The 20,856-nt window shown below is 70.3% G+C and carries 12 protein-coding genes; 5 read left to right on the top strand and 7 right to left on the bottom strand.

Annotated elements, in window-relative coordinates:
* The 3 genes from ACLML9_RS01300 to ACLML9_RS01290 all read left to right on the top strand — a co-directional run.
* A partial coding sequence (locus ACLML9_RS01300) for a DUF4442 domain-containing protein (RefSeq protein WP_411943718.1) occupies positions 1 to 196 on the top strand: 196 nt, incomplete at its 5' end.
* Positions 197 to 391: 195 nt separating this feature from the next.
* Positions 392 to 1,255 carry a hypothetical protein gene (locus tag ACLML9_RS01295; RefSeq protein ID WP_411943717.1) on the top strand — a complete coding sequence of 288 codons (864 nt, stop codon included), beginning with the start codon at positions 392 to 394 and terminating at the stop codon, positions 1,253 to 1,255.
* 9 nt (positions 1,256 to 1,264) lie between these two features.
* Positions 1,265 to 2,467, top strand: coding sequence for a lycopene cyclase family protein (locus ACLML9_RS01290; RefSeq protein ID WP_411943716.1), 1,203 nt, complete (start codon positions 1,265 to 1,267; stop codon positions 2,465 to 2,467).
* A gap of 10 nt (positions 2,468 to 2,477) precedes the next feature.
* On the opposite strand, the gene ACLML9_RS01285 is transcribed toward ACLML9_RS01290, so the two are convergent.
* From ACLML9_RS01285 to ACLML9_RS01275, 3 genes are read right to left on the bottom strand one after another with little or no spacing between them, the layout of a single operon-like run.
* A complete protein-coding gene (locus ACLML9_RS01285; RefSeq protein ID WP_411943715.1) occupies positions 2,478 to 3,350 on the bottom strand; it encodes an ABC transporter permease in 873 nt (290 codons plus the stop codon).
* Positions 3,347 to 4,156, bottom strand: coding sequence for an ABC transporter permease (locus tag ACLML9_RS01280; RefSeq protein ID WP_265802601.1), 810 nt, complete (start codon positions 4,154 to 4,156; stop codon positions 3,347 to 3,349). Before ACLML9_RS01280 ends, ACLML9_RS01285 begins: the two co-directional genes overlap by 4 nt.
* The gene (locus ACLML9_RS01275) at positions 4,153 to 5,277 is read right to left on the bottom strand and encodes an ATP-binding cassette domain-containing protein (protein ID WP_411943714.1); all 1,125 of its coding nucleotides are present in this window, start codon (positions 5,275 to 5,277) and stop codon (positions 4,153 to 4,155) included. Before ACLML9_RS01275 ends, ACLML9_RS01280 begins: the two co-directional genes overlap by 4 nt.
* A 266-nt stretch (positions 5,278 to 5,543) precedes the next feature.
* Here ACLML9_RS01275 and ACLML9_RS01270 point away from each other — a divergent pair, with 266 nt between their 5' ends.
* The gene (locus tag ACLML9_RS01270; RefSeq protein ID WP_411943713.1) at positions 5,544 to 7,061 is read left to right on the top strand and encodes an aldehyde dehydrogenase family protein; all 1,518 of its coding nucleotides are present in this window, start codon (positions 5,544 to 5,546) and stop codon (positions 7,059 to 7,061) included.
* A gap of 91 nt (positions 7,062 to 7,152) precedes the next feature.
* Here the strand turns inward: ACLML9_RS01270 and ACLML9_RS01265 are convergent, their stop codons facing one another.
* Together ACLML9_RS01265 and ACLML9_RS01260 are read right to left on the bottom strand one after the other, a co-directional pair.
* Positions 7,153 to 7,479, bottom strand: a complete 327-nt coding sequence (locus tag ACLML9_RS01265; protein ID WP_411943712.1) for a hypothetical protein — start codon at positions 7,477 to 7,479, stop codon at positions 7,153 to 7,155.
* A gap of 159 nt (positions 7,480 to 7,638) precedes the next feature.
* Entirely contained in the window at positions 7,639 to 8,874 is a 1,236-nt protein-coding gene (locus ACLML9_RS01260; RefSeq protein ID WP_411943711.1) for a TetR/AcrR family transcriptional regulator, read from the bottom strand.
* Between the two features lie 134 nt (positions 8,875 to 9,008).
* Between ACLML9_RS01260 and ACLML9_RS01255 the strand changes: the two genes are divergently transcribed.
* Positions 9,009 to 9,818 (top strand): enoyl-CoA hydratase-related protein, encoded by an 810-nt coding sequence (locus ACLML9_RS01255; RefSeq protein WP_411943710.1) that lies wholly within the window; start codon positions 9,009 to 9,011, stop codon positions 9,816 to 9,818.
* Between the two features lie 71 nt (positions 9,819 to 9,889).
* On the opposite strand, the gene ACLML9_RS01250 is transcribed toward ACLML9_RS01255, so the two are convergent.
* Together ACLML9_RS01250 and ACLML9_RS01245 are read right to left on the bottom strand one after the other, a co-directional pair.
* Complete coding sequence (locus ACLML9_RS01250; RefSeq protein WP_030522711.1) at positions 9,890 to 10,879, bottom strand: alpha/beta hydrolase; 990 nt, start codon at positions 10,877 to 10,879, stop codon at positions 9,890 to 9,892.
* A 328-nt stretch (positions 10,880 to 11,207) separates the two neighbouring features.
* Complete coding sequence (locus ACLML9_RS01245; protein ID WP_411943709.1) at positions 11,208 to 20,594, bottom strand: AMP-binding protein; 9,387 nt, start codon at positions 20,592 to 20,594, stop codon at positions 11,208 to 11,210.
* Between the last annotated feature and the right edge of the window lie 262 nt (positions 20,595 to 20,856).

Here is a 20,856-nt window from a genome sequence, read left to right as displayed (position 1 = left end):
CCCCAAAGCGATGCAGGTCCAGTACCTGACCAAAGCCACCACGGGCCTACGGGCGGTCGCGGAACTCACGGAGGTCCCCGACTTCGCCGCGATCACCGAGGGCCGGGACCTGACGATCCCGGTATCGATCTACGACAGAACCGGCAAGGAAGTGGTCCACGCCGACATCACCACCTGGGTCACCCCGAATACCTAGCGATACGCGCGCCCGGCAGGGCGGAGGTGGACCACCCATGGCGGAACCGAGGGAAACCAACGACTCACCGCCGTCGGCGAGCGCAACAGGGGACCCCAGAGACACCACAGCACCGCGGCGGAAATACCGACAGCGTTGCAGACCCCTCCACGAAGTCGGCTGCCCCAGAGGCCGCCTCTCCATAAGGTGGCAGTCGTGTGCGTCTCCATCGATAGAGCAACATTCAGCGGCACCATCGTCTATGTCGGAAGAGTCGATCATCCCTATCATGGGGTGATCCATGTTCTCGGATACCAGAACACCGTCGCCGACCTCGCCGGCGGCCCCAACGCCATGCTCCTGCACCTGCCCGCCGCTGAGACCATGACGCCGGACAACTTTATTTCGGTCCGGCATCACGGAGACGTCCTGCAACAAATGGTGGATGCCGTGAATCCACCCGCAGCGAACGCTCCGGAGGACGATGACGTCATCTGGATGGATTCCGGCCCGGAGGTCTCCGTTTTCGAGCACGATGTGTACACGGTGCTGCTCGCGGCCTCCCCGCAGCGGATCCCCGAGGTCCTCGATCGCGTTCCTCGACGCAGGAGGCCTGCAATTCGCTCCGACCTGTTCACCTTCTACGCCGAACACTTCCCGGACCACACCATTGCGTTGTGCTGCTTCGACAATGCGGAAGCCGAGCAGGCCAAGCCACTGATGTTGTGGTACAAGCCCGCCGAGCCCGACCTGTTCGTCGCGCCCGCCCTGGACTCCCACACCGGTCGTGCGCCCCATCCGGGCGATCCCGTACCTGTCGATCATTGGATCCTGTTCGGCAGCGATGAGGCCCCGCCGGGATGGGGTCGCCGGGTCGACTATCCGGCCGACATGTCCCCCCGCGGATTACGCTCCTATCTGCCGGACACGGTGATCGGCCGCTACTACGGCGAGGGTCGGATGCTGCCCAATGGTGACTTCGCTATCGACCACAGCGATCTGTTCCTCGACAATCCCGAAGACCGGATCCGTCGGGTCCGGCCCGGTGCTGATTGCCCTCCCCTGCCCTCACCCCGTTGAATGCAGTACATGGCAGACAGCGTGGTCCGTGAGTTCGATATCTGTGTGGTCGGGCTGGGCCCATCCGGGCGGGCGCTGGCCAACCGGGCCGTCGTGGCCGGTCTTCGGGTCGCCGCCGTCGATCCCCGCCCGGATCGCCTGTGGCCGCCGACTTTCTCCTGCTGGATCGACGAGCTCCCGGACTGGTTGCCGCACAGTGTGATCGCGAGCCGGATTCCGGCACCGGTGGTCTGGACGACCTCCGAGATCAAGATCGAGCGACCCTATTGTGTGCTGTCCAAGCCGCTGCTGCGCGACGCGCTCTCACTCGATGACGCCCAGGTGTACGCGGGGCGGGCGGTGCGGGTGGACGCACGCGAGGTCGAGCTGGCCGACGGCACGGTGATCCGCGCGGCGGTGGTGGTGGATTCGCGCGGGATGCCGCCGCTGGGCGACCGGCGCGCGGCCAGCGCGCACGGGATCTTCGTGAACGCCGAGACCGCGGCGCCGATGGTCGGGGAGGGTGAGGGCCTGCTGCTGGACTGGCGGCCGGAGAACGGTGCCGGACCCGACGAACCGCCGTCGTTCCTGTATTCGGTGCCCCTCGGGGACGGCACCGTGATCTTCGAGGAGACCAGCCTCGGCCTACGGGGCGGGATGCCGCAGCACGAACTGCGCAAGCGCACTCTCGCGCGGCTGGCGGCGCACGGTATCGAACTGACCGGCGCGGAGCCGACCGAGGCCGCGCACTATCCGCTGGACACCCCGCCGCCGAAGAACGGGGTGGGAAAGGTGGTGCCCTACGGGTCGCGCGGCGGGATGATGCACCCCTGCACCGGCTACAGCGTCGCCGATTCGTTCGCGCTGGCCGATACCGCGGTCACCGCGATTCTGGCCGGCGAGGACCCGATCGCCGCGCTGTGGCCGTGGCAGGCCCGGCTCACCTACTGGATGCGGATGCGCGGTCTGTGGGGATTGGGCCGGTTGACCACCGAGCAGTCGATCGCCATGTTCGATTCCTTTTTCTCCGCCTCGCCGCGGGGACAGCGTGCCCTGCTCTCGGCCCACGACGATTACGCGGCGCTGGGCGCGGTCCTGTTCAATACCGTCTCGCACACCTGGCCGTTCCGCTGGCGCTACGACCTGGTCGGCTGGACCCACCGCGACCGCTGGGCCGGCTACCCGTTCGCACCGGCCACTTCCGAGACACGGTCGTCCGAGTCCCGGAAGTAGCCGGCCGCGATCAGCCGCTGCGCTCGGCGGATTTTCGGTAGCCGCGGACGGCGGGATAGCCGAACACCAGGATGGCGCCGACCACCCACAGCAGGGTGTCGACGAGCGGTTCGGCGACCGGACCGCCGAAGGACAGCCCCTTCATCGCTTCGATGGCGCAGCTCATCGGCTGATTCTCCACCGTCGACCGCAGCCAGCTCGGGTAGGCGAACACCGGGACGAAACCGGAATTGAAGAACAGCAGCAGGTTCATGAAGATCGCGACCAGCTGGACCAGCAGCGGGCCTTCGGTGGAGGCCGCGAGCGCGGTGATGAAGACGGCGAAGGCGAGCCCGAACAGGATCGGGATCCCCATGAGTCCGAGTGCGGCCCACGGCCCCTGGTCGAAGCGGAATCCGAGGGCGAAACCGACGGCGATGATGATGACCGTGGTGAGCGAGATCCGGATCACCTCGGCGAACAACCGGCCGGTCAGGCTCGCCGCGCGATGGATCGGCATGGTCCAGAACCGGCCCAGCAGCCCGGTGGCCTTCTCGACCTTGAAGCCCAGCGCGCTGACCACCGCGCCCGTCATCGCCGCGACAAGGGTGATCATCGGGACGGTGCCGTAGATGGCGGGCTTCCCGGTGAAACCGGAGATGGAATCATCGAGCACGATCCAGAACATCACCAGGGTCAGTGCCGGGTACACGATCGTCTGGATGGTGGTGGCCGGATCGCGGAGCCAGGCCGTCAGCAGCCGTTTGCACTGGATGGAACTGTGTACCGCCCAGACCACCAGCGATCGCTCGGACCGCGGCTCGACCCGGGGCAGTTCGAGCGCGGCGATATGGACCGGCAACTCTTCGGTTCCGGTCGCGGTGGGTCGTTCGATAACGCTCATGACCGCCTCACACTCGCCCAGACCGCGAACGGGGTGAATACCGCCGCCGCACCGACCAGCCAGAACACTCCCACTCGCAATACCTCCCAGGTCACCCCGTCACCCGCCATATCGCGCAGTGCGTAGGCGAACTGGGTGATCGGCTGATTACGTACGAACGGCCGCACCCATTCGGGGAAACCGGTCTCGGGCACGAAACCGCACGACATCATGCCGAAGATCAGCGTCGGCAAGGTGAGCGCCTGGCTCAGCGAGGCAGGGCTCTTGGTCAGGCTGCCCAACCCGTCCGCGCCGACCGCCAGCACGGTGCCGACGGCGAGCGCGAAAGCACAGAAGCCGACGGTCTGACCCCAGCCGGCGGTGAACTCGAAACCGATGAGGTGGCCGTAGATCAGGGCCGCGGCCAACGATACGACCGAGCGGAACAGCCCCGCCGCGATCCGCGAGCCCAGCGGTACCAGCATGCCGATCGGCATGGTCTGCAATCGGGTGCTGAACCCGGTGAGCGCCTCGACGGCGGCCAGCTGCGCATTGGACATCATGGTGAACGCCATGGTCTGCAGCACCACGATCGGCATGACGAACTGCGCGTAGTCGATGCCCTGGAACTGCATCACAAAGCGCAGCGGGAGATAGAAACCGAGGGTGAAGACCAGCGGCATCACGATCGCGGCGATCATTTCGCCTTTGGTGACCATGGTCCAGACGACGCGTCCGGTCAATGCCCGCCACTGCGCGAACACGGACACCCGCGGCTGTGGGAGATCACCGAACAGGTCGCGGCGGGATACCGCGGGAGCGCTCACGCGGGATCACCCGGCCGGCCGGTACCGCCCGAGTGCCCGGTGATGGAGAGGAACACATCGTCGAGGGAGGGGCGGCGCAGCCCGATATCGGCCAGGGTGATGCCGGCGGCATCCAACCGGCGCAGCGCCTCGGCCAGCGTCGCGGCACCGTCGGGCGCCGGGATGGAGAGGCGTTCGGCTCCGGCGAGTTCGGCGGCGACGGCCGGCGGAACCAGGTCCCCCAGCGCGGCGGCGGCCCGGGCCAGCTGGGTCGGGTCCAGCGGGACGACCTCGCAGTAGCTGCCGCCGGTCTTCTCCTTGAGTTCGTCGGCGGTGCCCTCCGCGATCACCGTGCCCTTGTCGATCACGATGATGTTGTCCGACAGAACGTCGGCTTCTTCCAGGTACTGGGTGGTGAGCAGCACGGTGATGCCCTGCTCTTTCAGCGCGCTCACCAGATCCCAGACACCTTGCCGGCTGCGCGGGTCGAGACCGGTGGTCGGTTCGTCGAGGAACACCACTTCGGGCCGGACCACCAGACCGCAGGCGATATCGACCCGCCGCCGCATCCCACCGGAATACTGGCGGACCGGGCGGCGGCCGGAAGCGACCAGGTCGAATTCTTCGAGCAACGCGTCGGCGCGCTTACGCGCCGCCGATTTGCGCAGGCCCATCAGCCGGCCGAACAGTTCCAGGTTCTCCCGGCCCGACAGGTTCTCGTCGAGGGCGGCGTACTGGCCGGTCATCATGATCGAGCGGCGCACCCCGGCCGGATCCTTGCGGATATCGTGACCGGCCACCACCGCGCTCCCGGAATCGGGACGCAGCAGGGTGGACAGGACCTTCACGGTGGTGGTCTTGCCCGCGCCGTTGGGCCCCAGGACGCCGAGCACCGTGCCGCGGGCGGCCGCGAAGCTCACCCCGCGCAATGCCTGCACTTCACCGAAGGATTTGGTGAGGCCCTCGACGCGGACGGCGTCCGCCCAGACGGGCCCGGCGCCGTGGGGGCGAGGAGCGAGCGCCGGCGCGGCACGGCCGTTCCCGTACTCCGATGTCCCGGCGCCGGGGGTGCGGGAATGCACCGATCGAAGCGGTGGGGCATTCTCGCCGGCGGCTGTCACGGCTTCGTTCGAAATCGGCATCAACTCTCCACTATCGGCCTGATCGGCGGGCGGGGTGACCGGCGCACCGGTATCCCCCTGGATGATCCCTGGCGCCGGGCGCGATGTTACCGGCCGAGGAATAGGCGCCGGAGCACCGCCTTTACCCCATGCCGGGTCAAACCAAATGTGCCTTTGCTCACAGCGACGTCGCGGCCGGTCATCCACCCTGGTCGGCGGTGCAGGGACAGTTCATGGGCAGTGCTCGTACCTTGTCGGCGCTACGCCACCACCATAATCTGAGTGCCATGGCCGATACCGCGCAGCCCGAGGTGGCGACGCGTTCGGGAGGACCCGGCCGACCGAGCGTGCTCACATCCCACGACCCCCGCACCGGCGAGGTGGTGGGCAGTTATGCCGTTGCCGGCCCCAGCGAACTCGAACGCGCGGTCCATGCCGCGCGCACGGTCGAGGACTGGTGGTCGACAGCGGGTTTCGGAACTCGCAAACGACTCCTGCTGGAGTGGAAACGGGTTATCGCGCGCCGGGCCGCGCAACTGGTGGAGATCCTGCGCGACGAAACCGGCAAACCCGAGGCCGACGCGGCGATCGAAGTCATGCTCGCCGTGGAGAACCTGGACTGGGCGGCGCGCAATGCCGGTCGCGCGCTGAGCCGGAAACCGCTGGCCTCCAACTGGCTCACCCGCAATCAGCGGGCGTCGGTCGGCTATCTGCCGCTGGGTGTGGTCGGCGTCCTCGGCCCCTGGCAGAACCCGGTTTTCACACCGATGGGCTCGATCGCCTACGCCATGGCCGCGGGCAACGCGGTGGTTTTCAAACCGCACGCGGTGACCAGCGGCACCGGGCTGTGGCTGGCCGAGACGTGGCGCGAGATCGCCCCCGACAGGCCCGTGCTGGCGGCGGTCACCGGCGACGATTCGACCGCGGCCGCGCTGTGCCGCGCCGGGGTCGACAAGATCGCGTACGCGGGGCCGGAAGCCGAAGGCCGCGAAGTGATCTCGCTGTGCGCCCAGACCATGACCCCGGTGGTGGTCGAGAACTCCGGCAAGGGCGCGATGATCGTGCACGTCGACGCGAAACTCGACGACGCCGCCGACGCCGCGGTGTTCGGGGCCATGGCCAATGCGGGCCAGAACGCGACCGGCGTCCAGCGGGCCTATGTCGCGGCCTCGGTCTACGACCAGTTCCTCGAGCTGGTGGTCACACGGGCCCGCGCCCTGAAGCCCGGCGCGGACCGGCGGTCGTCCTATGGACCGATGATCCTGGAATCGCAGACCGAGGTGGTGCGCAAACAGGTCCGCGACGCCTTGGCGCGCGGCGGACGCGCGGTGGTCGGCGGCCTGGATTCCATCCGTGAACCCTACGTTGAGCCCATCGTGCTGGCCGATGTACCGGAGGAGAGTGTCGCCATCACCGAGGAGGGCATCGGCCCGGTCCTCATCGTGAACAAGGTGCGCGATCTCGACGACGCCGTGGACCGGATCAACGATGCCGGCCGCGGTATCGCGGTCTCGGTATTCACCCGCGATATCGCCGAGGTCGAGGTCTACGCCGAACGCCTGCGGGTCGGGGTGGTCACGGTCAATACCGCCACCACCTACGCCAGTATCCCGGCGCTGCCCTTCGGCGGGATCGGCGAATACGGGCAGGGGCACAGCCACGGCGTACACGGGCTCCGCGAATTCAGCCGCACCCTGTCCATCGCCCGCAACCGGTACGGAGAACTGCTGGGCCTGTCCAGCTTCCACCGCAATGGGCGGCGACTGCGGGTGGCGCGCACGGTATTCCGGTTCCGCCACGGCTGACCGACGACTTCCGGGCCGTGTCCGGCGGCCCCGCGGACGGGCCGTCCGGCTCCGTCGCCGCACCGCGGTAGGCCGCCTTCACCCGGCCGATTCACGCCCCAGAGCGGCGAGCCGATCCCACGCGGGCGAGGTGCTGCCGACCGACCCGGTCACCAGCCGGAGCAGCTCCGTATCCAGGGCGGGGATCGTACGGCCCGGCTCGCTGTTCCGGCCCGCCGGCCAGCCAGCGCACGGTACGCCTCGCCAGGTCCGGCAGCCGCGGGTCGGCGGGTGACAAGTCGAACGCGGCATCATGCTCGAGATACAGGGCGCCGAACTCGGGATCGTGCAGCGCGTCGAGCTTGTCGGCGACCCAGTCCGCCGCCTGCGCCGGCGCCACCGAATGCAGCAGGATCCAGATATCGCGCTCCATCCGCACGGCGCGTTCGCTCGCGCCCAGCCGCCGCAGCCGATCGAGGTACCCGAGCCCTTCTCCTGCATCTCGTCCTCGGCCGAGCCGAGCCCGCGACTTCGAGGCGATGAACCGGCGCCGAGCTCACCACGCCGCGCTTCGTCCCACCCGGGCGCGCGACGCCGATCAGACCGTCGGAGAACCGAGCGTGGCCGCCATCATGAGGGCATGCACCCGGGCCATGTGCTGAGGCCGGGAATCGAAACGGATCAACCGGCCCACATCGATGACCTGGCCGATCGCCGAATGCACCCGGAAGCGCGCCTCGATCGGATCACTGTCGAGCAGATTCGCCCATTCCTGCACGTTCTGCCGCTGGATGGCCCGCAGTTTGTGCTGTTCGGCCGGGGGCAGGTTCGGGAATTCCGCGTAGTACACCGGCATGATCTCCGGCATGGCGAAACTGAGCCGGACGTAGCGGTCGGCGATCTTGTCCACCGCGTCGGCGCGGCCGCTCGCCTCGGCGAGCGCCTCGGTGATGGCGAAGGCCAGCCGGTCGCCGGTGCGGTGGAAGGCCGCCGCCAGCAGATCGGATTTACTGCTGAAGTATCGGTAGACGCTGGAGGCGTTGATACCGACCGCCGCGCCGATCTCCTCGATACTGGCCTCGTGGTAGCCGCGGCGGCCGAAGATCCGGATCGCCTCGGTGAGCAACTGCTCCCGTTTGGAGGTCACCGGCAGACCGCGCGGGATGTTGTCGGGTTCGCCGGGCCCGGGTGCGGGCGGGAGTTCGGTACGCACGATCGACCAGGCCATATCGTGCAGCAGCGGCAGCAGTTTGGCGCTGGACAGAGCGGTCCGATGGGCCGAGATACTGCCGATCACGCTGAGCACGGCGGCGGCCAGCAGGGCGATGTCCTCCGGTGGGGCGTCCGGGCGGAGCTGCGCGATCGGCGCGGCCAGCGTGTTGTTGATCTCGTTGTAGAGAGTGCGGATGCGGGCACGGTCGGGCTGCTCCAGATAGCGGCCCTCCCACCGGTACAGACCGGCCTCGCGCCGGATCTCGATGGTGTGCTCGGCGACCGCCCGGATGAGGGCGTCGAGACGTTCGTCCGGCTTCGCTTCCGGCTCGTCCGCGGCCCGGGCGGCCTCGAGCAGTTGCCGGGCGCCTTCCTCCGCGGCGGCGACCAGCAGGGCGTATTTATTGGCGAAATGGCGGTACAGTGCGGGACCGGAGATCCCGACCTCGGCCGCGATCTCGTCCACACCCACCGGGTAGTAGCCACGTTCGCTGAAGGCCCGGGCCGCGGCGCGCATGATCTGCACCTTGCGGTCCTTGGGCCGGCGTCGCCCGCCCTGGCCGTTGCCACGGTCGACCGGACGCACGCGCACCGGGTCCACCCGGCTGCTATCCGCGACCATGTATTCTCCGTTCGCCTCGGCGGCGCCGCCGGTGTTGACAGCGCCCGACAAGTCAACCTAAGTTAACCACAATTCGCAACGTTAACCGCTATTCGCCACCCGGTCGGCACCGGACGGCACCCGATGGAGCGCGCATGGTCAACACAGATTCCCCCACCACGCAGCCGGCGGGTTTCTCCGCCGTGCAGGACGGCCGGGTACTGCGGGTCACCCTCACCAAGCCCAAGCGCAAGAACGCGCTCGACTACGACTCGCTGGTCGCCCTGGGCGACACCTTCCTCGCCGCCGCGGAGGACAAAGCCGTGCGGGTGGTCGTGCTCACCGGCGACGGCGGCGACTTCTGCACCGGCGCCGACCTGGCCGCCAGCGCCGAAGAAGGCGCCCGCGGCATCACCCCCGACCAGGTGATGGACGCCGCCAACCGGCTCGTCCGCGCCGTCGTCGACCTACCGGTACCGGTTATCGTCCGCCTCCGGGGCGCGACCGCCGGGGTCGGGGTCGGTATCGCGCTGGCCGCCGACCTGGTCTACGCCGAAGCCGACTCCTACCTGCTGCTGGCGTTCATCAATATCGGCCTGATGCCCGACGGTGGCGCCGCGGCGCTGGTGGCCGCGGCCGCCGGCCGTCCGCTGGCCGCGCGGATGGCACTGCTCGGCGAACGCCTGTCCGCCCCCGCCGCCCGCGCCGAAGGCCTGCTCACCGAAGTCCTGGCCACCACCGAGGAACTGGATGCCGCCGTCGAGGCCGCCGCCGAGAAGATTTCCCACGGCCCGCGGCGGGCCCTCGAACTCACCAAGAAGGCGCTCAACCGCGCCACCCTCGGCGCTCTGGACTCGGCTCTGGCCGACGAGAAGGCCGGCCAGGTGGAACTGCTGCGATCCCCCGACTTCTTCGAGGGCGCCGGCGCCATGCTGGGCAAACGCCAAGCGGTCTTCGCGGAGTAGGCGCGACCCCGCCGACGAAAACACCCGCCCTGCCGGTGGCAGGGCGGGTGTTTTCGTGACCGTGGAGCGGGCTAGATGCCCAGGCCGCGGGCCAGGACCGGCCAGGACACCTTGAACTCGTCCTCCCAGTAACCCCAGGAGTGGGTACCCGAGTCACGGAAGTTGAAGGTGGCCGGGATACCGAGGGAATCCAGCCGCGTCTTCAGGTTGTGGGTGCAGAAGTTGGTGCCCGCCTCGATGACGCCGCCGACCAGGATCTGGTTGGCCAGCCCGTAGGAGCCGGGCAGGGTGTGCGGGCCGTTCAGGGTGTCCCAGCGGCCGGGCAGACCGTTACCGGTGGAGACGTAGAGTTCGAGCCCGCGCAGCCCTTCGGCGTGCACGTACGGATCGTTCGCGGCCCATTCCGGCGAGCCCTGCGGACCCCACATGTTGTCGGTGTTGCCGCCGCCCCACGTGTTCACGGTGAGCTTCACGAACTCCGAACCGACCGGGTCGCTGGTCTGGGCGCAACCGCTGTAGGCGGCGGCCGCCTTGTAGAGACCGGGCTTGGCGATCGGCAGGGCCAGCACGGTGGTGCCCGAGGTGGACAGACCGGCGAGGCCGTTCACGCCGTTGGTGCCCAGTGCGCCGTCGATCAGCGGCGGGAGCTCTTCGGTGAAGAAGGTCTTCCACTTGTTGCGGCCCAGCGCCGGATCGTCTTTGATCCAGTCGGTGTAGTAGGTCCAGGAGCCGCCGATGGGCTGGATCACATTGACGTTCTTGTCGGACAGGAATTCGAGGGTGTTGGTCTGGGCCTGCCAGGACGCCGAGTCCTCGCCGCCACCCGCGCCGTTGAGCAGGTAGAGGGTGGGCCGGGGCACCGAGGCGTCGGCCGGGCGCTGGACGTCGACGACAATGTCCTTGTCCATGGCCACCGAGTTCACGTAGAGCCGCAGATTGCGGTCGTCCTTGTACTCGGCCTTGACGATGCGTGACCCGTCGGGCGCGGTGGGGTCGGCGAGCAGTGTCTTGGACTCGATGATCGGATCCGCACCGGCGGTGCTCCCACCGAGACCGGTCATCACACCGGTAAGAACTGCCGTGGCCGCGACCATTGCCGCGGCGCGTCTACCGCCACGCCGGGTGAGTCGACGTATCAATTTCACACCTTCGCTTCGTCTCGAATTTTCATCCGGGCTCTTTCCCCACCGCAACAACCGGCTCCAGGACCCGAACGACTCACAGTAACGGGGCATGATTCGTACACCCCGAGAGTTCTGTCCTGTAGTCGTACTTTGCGGACATATCGTTACCGTAGCGTTGCCCGAAAATCTTGTTCCGGTCGACCGGATCGGAGATTCGGTGACGGCGCCCGGTCGGCTCGGAAATTCGGGACACCGCGGAGTGGTTTCAATCATGCCCGCCCCGCCGGGAGCCACTTATGAGCGACCCGCCGACGCGTTCGACACGCCCGAGATATTCCAGCACACCGTCCCGGCGGCGGACCAGGTCCCCCGTCCGGTACAGCCGTCCACCACCGCCGGTGGCGACGAACCGCGAGGCCGTCTCCGCGGCGGCGCCGTAGTAACCCCGGGCCAGCTGCGGACCCCCGATGTACATCTCGCCGACGGTGCCCGGCGGTACCGGACGCAACTGCTCGTCCAGCAGATACACCCGGTCGTTGGTGACCGGCCGCCCGCCGACCGACCCCACGGTGATCACACCCGTCTCGTTGTGGCCGTACCAGATCACCAGTTCCGCGCCGGGCAACAGCGTGGTGAACCGTTCGACACCGCCGGGCGGGAGGGCCGCGCCGTCCACGACGACCCGGCGCAGGCTCGGATGCGCGGCGCGGCCACCGCCGTCGGTCACCGAATCGAGGAACCGGTCCAGCAGGGACGGGACCACGTGCACGATCGTCACCCGGTGGGCGGCGATCGAACGGGACAGGTCGGCGGCCCGGCCCGGATGGTCGGGCATCAGGATCTGGGCACCGTGGTGCAGCGGCCGGAACAACTCCCACAAAGTGATATCGGTCACAGTCGGCGCCGCGTGCAGCACCAGATCGGACGAATCGTAGGGATGGCTGCGCTGCGCCCGCCGCAGTCGCTCGACCAACTGCCGGTGCGTGCTCGTGACACCGGCCGTGCCGCCGGGGACGAACCGGATATCGGCGAGGTCGTCGGCGGCGACGGGCGGGAAGGCGGCCGGGTCGGCGGGCAGGTCCAGATACAGCAGGTCGATGGCGACCACCGAGATACCGGTGCCGGTGGTGAGACCCTCGTCCGAGGTGCTCAGCACGCAGATCGGAGCCGCCGTGGCCAGCAACTCGTCGACTTCCGCGGCCGGGCGGCCGGGATCGACCGGCACGTATCCGCCGCCTGCGCGCAGTACCGCGCAGACCGCGACCACCAGGTCGATACCCGGTCGCATGGCCACGGCGACCAGGGTCCGGTCGCCGACGCCGAAACGGATCAGTTCCACGGCCAGCGCCCGGGACTTGCGGTCCAGTTCGCTGTAACTGAGCACCCGCGCGCCCTGCCGCACGGCCGGGACCGTGGGAGTCCGCCTCACCTGTTCGTCGAACAGCGACAGCAGGGTGCTCTGGTCGTCACGCGCGGCCAGATCGACGATCGGAGACATGTAGGCGGTCGTCTCCACATCGGGGATCGGCCGCAGGAAGGTGGTGGGCTCCGGATCGGCGGTGAGCTCGGGGTCTGCGGTGAGCTCGGGGTCTGCGGTGAGCTCGGGCCCGGGTGTGGCCGCGGGGGCCGCGGGCTTCGAAGGCTTCAGAGTCCAGTCGCGGGGCTCCGACGACGCCGTCTCGTCCCGGAGGGGTTGCGGCCGGCGCCGCGGCAGGGCCGGCGGGAGCTCGACCGGCGCCGATTCGACCTCACCGCGCGGCTCGCGCCGCGGCAGCGCGGCCGGGCCGGGGTCGGCCGCGGTTCCGGCGACCGGCCCGTCCGATTCCACCGCGGAGCGGGCTCCACGCTGCGGCAGCGCCGGCGCACTCACCGATTCGGGCTCGGCGCCGGCGGGCGCGGGTCGCGTCTCGGCGGCCGGGCTGCGCACCGGCAGCGGATCCGGCACGGGCCCGCTCTCGGTGGACACGGACTCGGAAGGGCCGACCACCGGATCGTCGTCGGGCTGCGCGCCGCGCCGAGGCCGGCGCTGCGGCAACGACACCGCTGCCGGCTCGGATGCCCCGGCCCGTTCCGGCTCGGACGCCCCGGCCGGTTCCGGTTCCGCGAGCGAGCCGCTGTCATGCCGCGGGCGGCGCTGAGGCAACCCCGGAGCCGCGGCGGCTTCGGGCGAATCCATCTCTGTGCCGGAACGTTCCGGTTGGCCCGCGGATGCGGACCGGCGGCGAGGCAGCGCGGGCGGCGGGGGCTCGTCGGCTTCCACCGGCTCGGCGACAGCTCCGCCGCCGTACCGCGGCCCGCCCTGCGGCGCCGCCGAGGGGTCGGGAGCCTGCTCCGATACCGGCTCACCGGCAGGACCATCGTCGTGCCGGGACCGGCGCTGCGGCAGGACCCCGGAACGTGCGGCCGGTTCCGGACTCGCGGCACCGGGGGCCGAATGCGACGGTCCCGAGCCGCGTTGCGGCAGCGAGGCCGGGCCTGGGTCCGCCACCGCCGCGAAGTCCGTATCGGGTCGCGATGGACGCTGCGGCAACGAAACCGGATCCACCGTCGCAGCAGAATCCGCATCCGGCCGCGAACGACGCTGCGGCAACGAAACCGGATCCACCGTCGCAGCAGAATCCGCATCCGGCCGCGAACGACGCTGCGGCAACGAAACCGGATCCACCGTCGCAGCAGAATCCGCATCCGGCCGCGAACGACGCTGCGGCAATGCGGCCGGTGATGCCGTCGCGGCCGAATCACTCCGGCTCGCAACGGTTTCGGGTTCCCACGGGGGCGTGGTGTCGCGCTGCGGAGACGCGGACGGCTCCGGTTCGGCGGGCGCGCCGGCTCCGCTGACCGGTCGGCGTTGCGGGAGCCCGGCTCCGGCCTCATCGGCGTCCATACCCGGTGCGGCCGTCCCGGGTGTCTCGGTGCCCGGAGTCCGGCGACGCGGCAACCCGCCCTGGGCGGGTCCACCGGCCGTATCCGGAAGAGGATCGGCGGCGGCCGCGGGTTGCGCGTGACGCCGCGGTAGCGCGCCGCGGCCCGGCTCGAGCGCCGCGGCACCCGGTATGTCGGTGACCGGGCGCAGCAGTGAGGTGACCTCCGCGTCCGGTACGGGTTCGGACATAGACCTGGACTCCGGCTCGGCCGCGAGCTGCGGCTCGGGCCGGGACTGCGGCTCGGGCCGGGACTGCGGCCCGGACACGGACTGCGGCCGGGACACGGGCTCCGGCAAAGGCGCGGGTTCGGGTTCGGGAGCGGATTCGGTGTGCCCGGCATCCGGGCGCAACCCGTGTTCGGCGAGGCCGCCGAGCGCGCGGACCCAGTGCTCGGCGAAGGTTTTCACATCTTCGCCGGCGAAAACGTCGGTCGCGTAGTCGAACCTGCACAGCAGGCCGTCGTCGGTGGCGTCGACGGTCAGCGCCAGCGGCACTTCGTCGTGCGGGCCGTCGGTGTGGACCCGGGCCGGGCGCAGATCCCGGTAGCGCAGCGTGAGCCGGCCGGATTCGGCGGCGGCGAATTCGGCGGTGGTCTCCGGGTTCAGGTGACGCAGAAGCGCGTAGCCCGCGCCGCCGTCGGGTACCGACCGGTACAGGTCGCGGATCTGGACCAGCGCGCTTCCCGCGGCGGGCCCACCGACCAGTGCCTCGGTGGTATCGATATCGACGATCCGGACCGACAGCGGGAATTCCGTGGCGAAACCGCCGACGAGGTCGCCGGTTCCGTTCGCGAACGACCGGGCGTCGGCGTCACAGCGCACCAGGGACCCGATCGCGCGGGCGACTTTGCCCTGTGCACCGGTGTGCAGGGCGACGGCGACGGCGGTCAGCAGTACCTCGGGCACGGTGGCCCCGTAGGCGCCGGCCGCGGCGGTCACCGCGGCGGTGCCCTCGGCGGTGATGGCCAGCGAGACCCGGCGGCGGACCCGGAGATCGGCGGTCCCGAGCGGGGCCGCGATCTGCGCGCCGGCCAGGTTGCGCCGCCACCATCCGGACTCGTCCAGTAGTTCGATCGAGCGGGCGCGCGCGTCCAGGGCGTGCACCAGCTGCGGCAGTTTGGTTTCGGGTGCGGCCGCGGCGGGTTCGGCGCCGTCCCAGCCGGCGATCAGCTCGTCGATGATGATCCGCCACGAGCGGTCGTCGACGGCCAGTCCGTTGGCCACCACCACGAGCCGCCGATCCGGTTCGGTGCCGGTGACGACGAAATGGATATTGCGACCGGTCACGGGGTCGAGCGCGTCGGCCGCCGCCTGCACCACATCGTCGGTGGCCAGGGTGTTCTCACCGGATTCCGGCCCGAGCCACCAGTACTGGCGTTCGCCGCGCTGCTCGCGCGGTGGAATCCGCAGGACGGCCGGCCGGTTGCCGGTGTCGAGCCGGGCCGACAGCATCGGATGCCGGGCCATCAGTGACCGCACCGCGGTCTCGGTCGTGCTCAGCGGCCGGTCGGCCGGTAAATCGAGCACCACCGACCGGACCTCGACCCCGGGGACGGGATTGTCCAGCAGCCGGGCGGCGGTGGGAGTCGCGGGCAGTTCACCGGTGGTCTCCGGCGCGGCGCCGGTGAACGCGACCGGTGTAGCGGCGGCGGCATCGGTCGAGGCGGGTTCGGCCGCCCGCGGTTGCGGTTCCGCCGGTGCGGTCTCCGCGATATCGCGCACGCCGGTGGGTTCGCGGCGCGCGTCCGTGGCCCATGGGCCCGGATCGGGTGGCAGCGGCGCGATCTCGTCGGGGTCCGGTAGCCCGGTCCGATCGGGTTCGCCGGTGCCGGTCGCCGGGATCTGCTCGACGGCCGCGAACGCCGACGGCACCAGGGCCACGGGCAGGGTCTGCGCGAGCGCGGCGCGGATTCCGGCGAGGTCGGGTTCGGGGCCGGCCGTCTCGGGAACGATATAGGCGACCAGGCGGGCGCCGGGACGCGCGGCCGACGATACGGCCGGACCGGTGCCGCGGGTGAGTACCGCGGCGGCGGCGATACCGGGCAGGGCGCGCAGCGCGGCCGCGACCGCGGCGGGACGGATCCGGTGGCCGCGGAAACCGAACTGGTCATCGGTACGGCCCAAGTAGTCGAGTCGCTGCGGGGTGGTGGCGGTGGCGTCGCGCCATCGCACCATGTCACCGGTCCGGTACATGCGCTGCCCGTAACCGAAGGGGTTGGCGACGAACCGGTCCGCGGTGACGCCGTGACGGCCGAGGTATCCGCGAGCGAGCTGGTCACCGGCCAGGTACAGCTCACCGGGGACCCCGGGCGGAACCGGCCGCAGCCGCGAATCCAGCACGTACACCCGGGTGTTCCACTGCGGCAGTCCGATCGGCACCGACCGATCCGCGGACCCCGCAGCCGGCCAGGAGGTCGCCGACACCGCGGTTTCGGCGGTCCCGTACAGGTTCTGGGCCCGGGCACCGCAGCGTTCCCGCACCGCCCCGGCCGTTTCCGGCGCCAGCGGACCGCCGGTCACGAATACCTCGCGCAGGCTGCGCACCGGTCCCGGATCGGCGTGCTCGGCGAAGGCGGCGAGTTCGTCGGGCCCGAAATCGGTGACCGTCACCGCCCGCGCGGCGATCGTCGCGGCGATCCGCTCCGGGTCCTGCGCCCCGGCCGGGACCAGGGCCAGTTCCGCGCCGGCGCGCAGCGGCAGGAAAGTACCCCAGAGCGAGGTGTCGCGGGTGGGCGGATTCTGCTGGAGGTAGACGTCGGTGAAACCCATCGGGTACTGGGCGAGCATCAACGTGACCTGGTTGTTGATCGCGCTGTGCGAGAGCACCGTCAGCTCCGGTCCGTCCGGTGCCACCGAGGCGCACAGCAGGTACGCCGCGTTACCCGGGCGTATCTGCCGGATCAGTTCCTCCGGGCGCACCGGCTCGGCGGAATGGCGGGCGAGATCTTCGGTACCGGTCACCAGGATCGGTGGCCGCGGCCGCGTGGTCGTTTCCACCGCCGCCGCCAGCCGCGCTTCGTCGGCCGGGGCCACCAGCACACAGGCCGGTCCGGCGATATCGATGACCCGAGCGTTCCAGCCGGCCGGATCGTCGGGGTCCAGCGGCAGGCAGACGCCACCGGCGGTCAGCACCGCGTAGATCGCGACCAGCAGCTCGGTGGAGTTCCGCAGCGCTACGCCCACCGGTGTCTCGGTGCCGACTCCGGCCTCGATCAGCCGCCGCGCCAGCCGGTTCACCCGGGCGTCGAATTCCTGATAGGTCAGTTCGGCTTCCGCGTCGGCCACCGCCACGGTATCGGGGCGGGTGGCGACGGTGCGGCGATAACCGTCGAGCAGCAGATCCGGCGCGACCGGGTACCGGGTGTCGTTCCAGACCACCAGCAACCGATCGAGATCGGCCCGGGACAGCAGGTCGATTTCACCGACCGGACCGTCCGGATCACCCCCGGCGACGGTGAGTACGCGCTGCAACCGGCGCGCGAATTCGGTGACGATGGCCGTGTCGTACCGGTCGGCGGCGTAATGCAACGCGGCCGCGATCCCGTCCGGTGAACCGTCGGGCGCGCGGTGCGGGTCGATCACCAGCCGCAACCCGCACTCGGCGGACGAGTTCGCGATCTCGATCGGCTCGGTCGACAGGCTCGGCATCTCCAGTCGCGGAACATCGTTGTGCCGTAACGAGATCGCCATATCGAACAGCGGCGCACCGATGCCGATCGCGGCGTCCAGTATCTCGAAGGGCAGGTCCGCGTGGGCGAAGGCCGCGCGATCGGATTCGGCGACCCGCACGACCAGGTCGAGGAAGGACTCCGCCGGATCGATGCGGGTGCGCAGGACGACGGTGTTGGCGTAGGGACCGATCGCGTCGTCGAGTTCGCGTTCGTCGTGTCCACGCACCGAGCTGCCGAGCACGATATCGGTGACGGCGGCCGAGCGGGCCAGCAACACCGCGAACGCCGCCCGCACCACGATGAACTCGGAGACCTCACCCCGGCGGGCGATATCGGCGATCCGGCGATGGGTGCGGGTACCGATCTCGAAACCGTGCACGCCGTAGCCCGTGACGCCGGAGCTGCCGGTGACGGCCGGAATTTCCAGCCGCGGCGGCAACCCCGCCAGGTATTCGCGCCAGAACGCCAGCCGCGCCGCGGCGAGCGATCCCGGATCGGTGCTGTCGCCGAGTACGGCCTGGCGGTTCAGGAAATAGTCCAGATACTGCACCGGCAGCGGCTGCCACAGCGGCCGCGACCGGTTGCGCCGGCCCAGGAACGCTCGCAACAGGTCCCGCAGCAGCAGACCGGCCGACACCTCGTCGGCGAGGATGCGGTGGACGACCACCGCGACCACATGCTCCCGCGGGCCGATCTCGGCCAGCGCGAACCGCACCGGCACCTGCTCGGGATCGGCGACATCGAAATCGGTCCGCGACAATGCCCGCAGCCATTCGGGCAGTTCGGCGGGCGTGACCGGTTCGGCGACCACCTCCGGTACCGCCCGTTCCCGGGGCAGCACCACCTGATGCGGTGTGCCGCCGACCTCCGGGTAGACGGTGCGCAGCGTTTCGTGCCGGTCGACCACATCGGCGACGGCGGCCTGCATGGCCGTCGCGTCCAGGGTGCCGGTCAGGGTCATCGCGGCGGTGAAGGTGTCGGCGCCTTCTTCGGGAGTGAACCGGTTGCGCTCCCACAGGCGCAGCTGCCCCGGCGAGAGGGGAATGGATTCCGGCCGTTGCGCCGCGGCCGGATGGTCGTCCGATGCCGCTACCGGTTGCGGGGCCGGAGGTTCCTCCGCATGCAATGCGGCGCCGGCGGAGTCGGGCCACAGCGGGCTCGGGGCATTGCTGTCCCGGGCGCCGAACGGGAAATCCGAGGCCCCGGACTCCGGTCGGGTGGCGGGTAGCATCGCCGGGCTCGGTCCCCGGTTACCCGGCGCGGCCGCGCTCTCCGGCATGTTCTCGTAGAACGCCAGCGCGTCACCGGCCGCCCGGAACGAACACCCGCGGGCGGGCTGCGCATCGCTCGGCGCCGGCAGTTGCCGGCCGCCGCCGATCGGCAGGCTGTCGGCTTCCGGGTCCGCCGGGTCGTTCGCCTCGGTTCCGGTGCGCGCAGGCCCCGCGGCCCGGGCGCCGCGCGCGCCCAGCGGATGTGAGCGGTCGGGCATTTCCAGGTAGCCGCGCCCGGGCAGTTCCATATCACGCCGCTCGGAGGCGAGTCTGCTGTCTTCCCCCGGCAGCCCGCGCGCGGGAGCCGGCTCGGGTGCGTCGGGTTCCTGACGGGCCGGGCCGTAGCCGTATCCGGCGGAGGTGTTCTGCTCGGGTTCGGCGTGCGGAAGGCCGGGCTGCCCGGGCGAAGCCGCGGTTTCCCGGATCGGCAGGCTCTGCTCGAAGTCGGGCGGCGATTCGGGGAGCGCAGCCTCCGGCTCCGCGTCGGCCTCGACGACGGCAAGCGGCGGTATATCCGGGTCACTCGCCGTGACGTCCGAGAGCGCCGGTTGGAATGCCGGCAGTTCGACCCGGCCGATATATTCCATCTCGCCGTCGCCGGTGCGGCGCACCAGATCACCGGTGCGGAAGAGCCGGGAACCGTCGTCGGCGTACGGGTCGGCGACCAGCAGTTGCGCGGTCCGCCCGGGCCGGCGGTGATAGCCGCGGGCCAGTTGCGGACCGCCGAGATACAACTCGCCCACCCCGCCGTCGGACACCTGCGCGAGCTGTCCGTCCAGGATATGGGCCGTCACACCGCGGATCGGGGCGCCCACGGTGGGCGGCCCACCGGGGGTCAGCGCGGTGCTGATGCCGGTCATGATCGTGGCCTCGGCCGGCCCGTAACCCTGGTACAGCACCCGGGTCGCCCCGCCGGCGACGGGAATCGCCCAGCGCGCCACCACTTCGGGCGGGCACGGCCGGCGCCCGGCGACCACCACGCCCAGTTCGTCGAGCCCCGCCGGATCCATCACCTCCAGGGCTTCGGGCGTCAGGTAGGCATGGGTGACACCGGTGCGACGCAGCAGTTCGGTCAGTTCGTCCGCCGTGGACACCAGCGGGGAGACGACCACCATGGTCGCGGCGCCGCCGAGCGCGAGCAGCAGTTCCAGGACGGCCGAATCCGAGGGAAGCGGCGCGAAGTTCAGCGTGCGGTCCTCGGGTTCGACCCGGAAGCGGCCCTGCTGTTCGGAGCACAGACCGGACAGACCGGCCTGGGTGACCACCACACCGTCCGGCGAGGCCTCGCCGTCGCTGACGTAGCTGACATAGGCGGGATGCTCGGCCCGCAGCGGGCGGATCCGGTCGGCGTAGGTGACCGGCTCGGACGAGAACTGCTCCAGCGCACGGGCGGCGCCGACAGTGTCGACCTGCAACCATTCGATCTCGTCGGGAAGTTCGTTGCGAACCCAGGAGACCGCCAGACCGTAGACGGCACCGATATCGACCAGCAGATGCGCGATCCAGTTCGGCGGATAGGCGGGATCGATCGGCACGAACCCCGCACCCGTCTTGGCCACCGCCCAGACCGCCAGCACCGCGTCCAGGGAACGCGGGATGGCCACGGCCACCAGATCCTCCGGACCGATACCGCGCGCCATGAGCGACCGCGCCAACCGGCTCGACCAGGCGTCCAGATCGGCGTAGCTGACCTGCTCCAGCGGACCGGTGCCGTCGGCGAGGACGAGCGCCGCACCGTCGGGATTGGTCTCGACAGCGGTCGCGATCAGCTGCGGAAGGGTGGTCACGCGGGGCCGCCGGGTTCGGTGGGGCCGGGTCCGGACTGGCCGCGTCATACCGTTTTCGCCCTCCGGAGGTGGTCACACCGCTGACCGACTACCGCATCCATCTGTCCGCCTCGCCTGCCTATCGCACTTCACCGCCGCGCCCTACCGTGCCGCAGCTTGGACAGCAGCCTGCCACAATGCGCCGGTACCCGGTATGGCACCCGGCAGGTTACCGGTCGGGGCCGCGCACAGCCACACCCCGCGGAACCCGGCCGCCGGCCCG

It is taken from the genome of Nocardia sp. NPDC002869 (genome assembly GCF_046764065.1).
GTDB lineage: Bacteria > Actinomycetota > Actinomycetes > Mycobacteriales > Mycobacteriaceae > Nocardia > Nocardia rhamnosiphila.
Note: the sequence above shows the minus strand (reverse complement) of the source record. Positions and strands in the feature narration are given on the sequence as shown.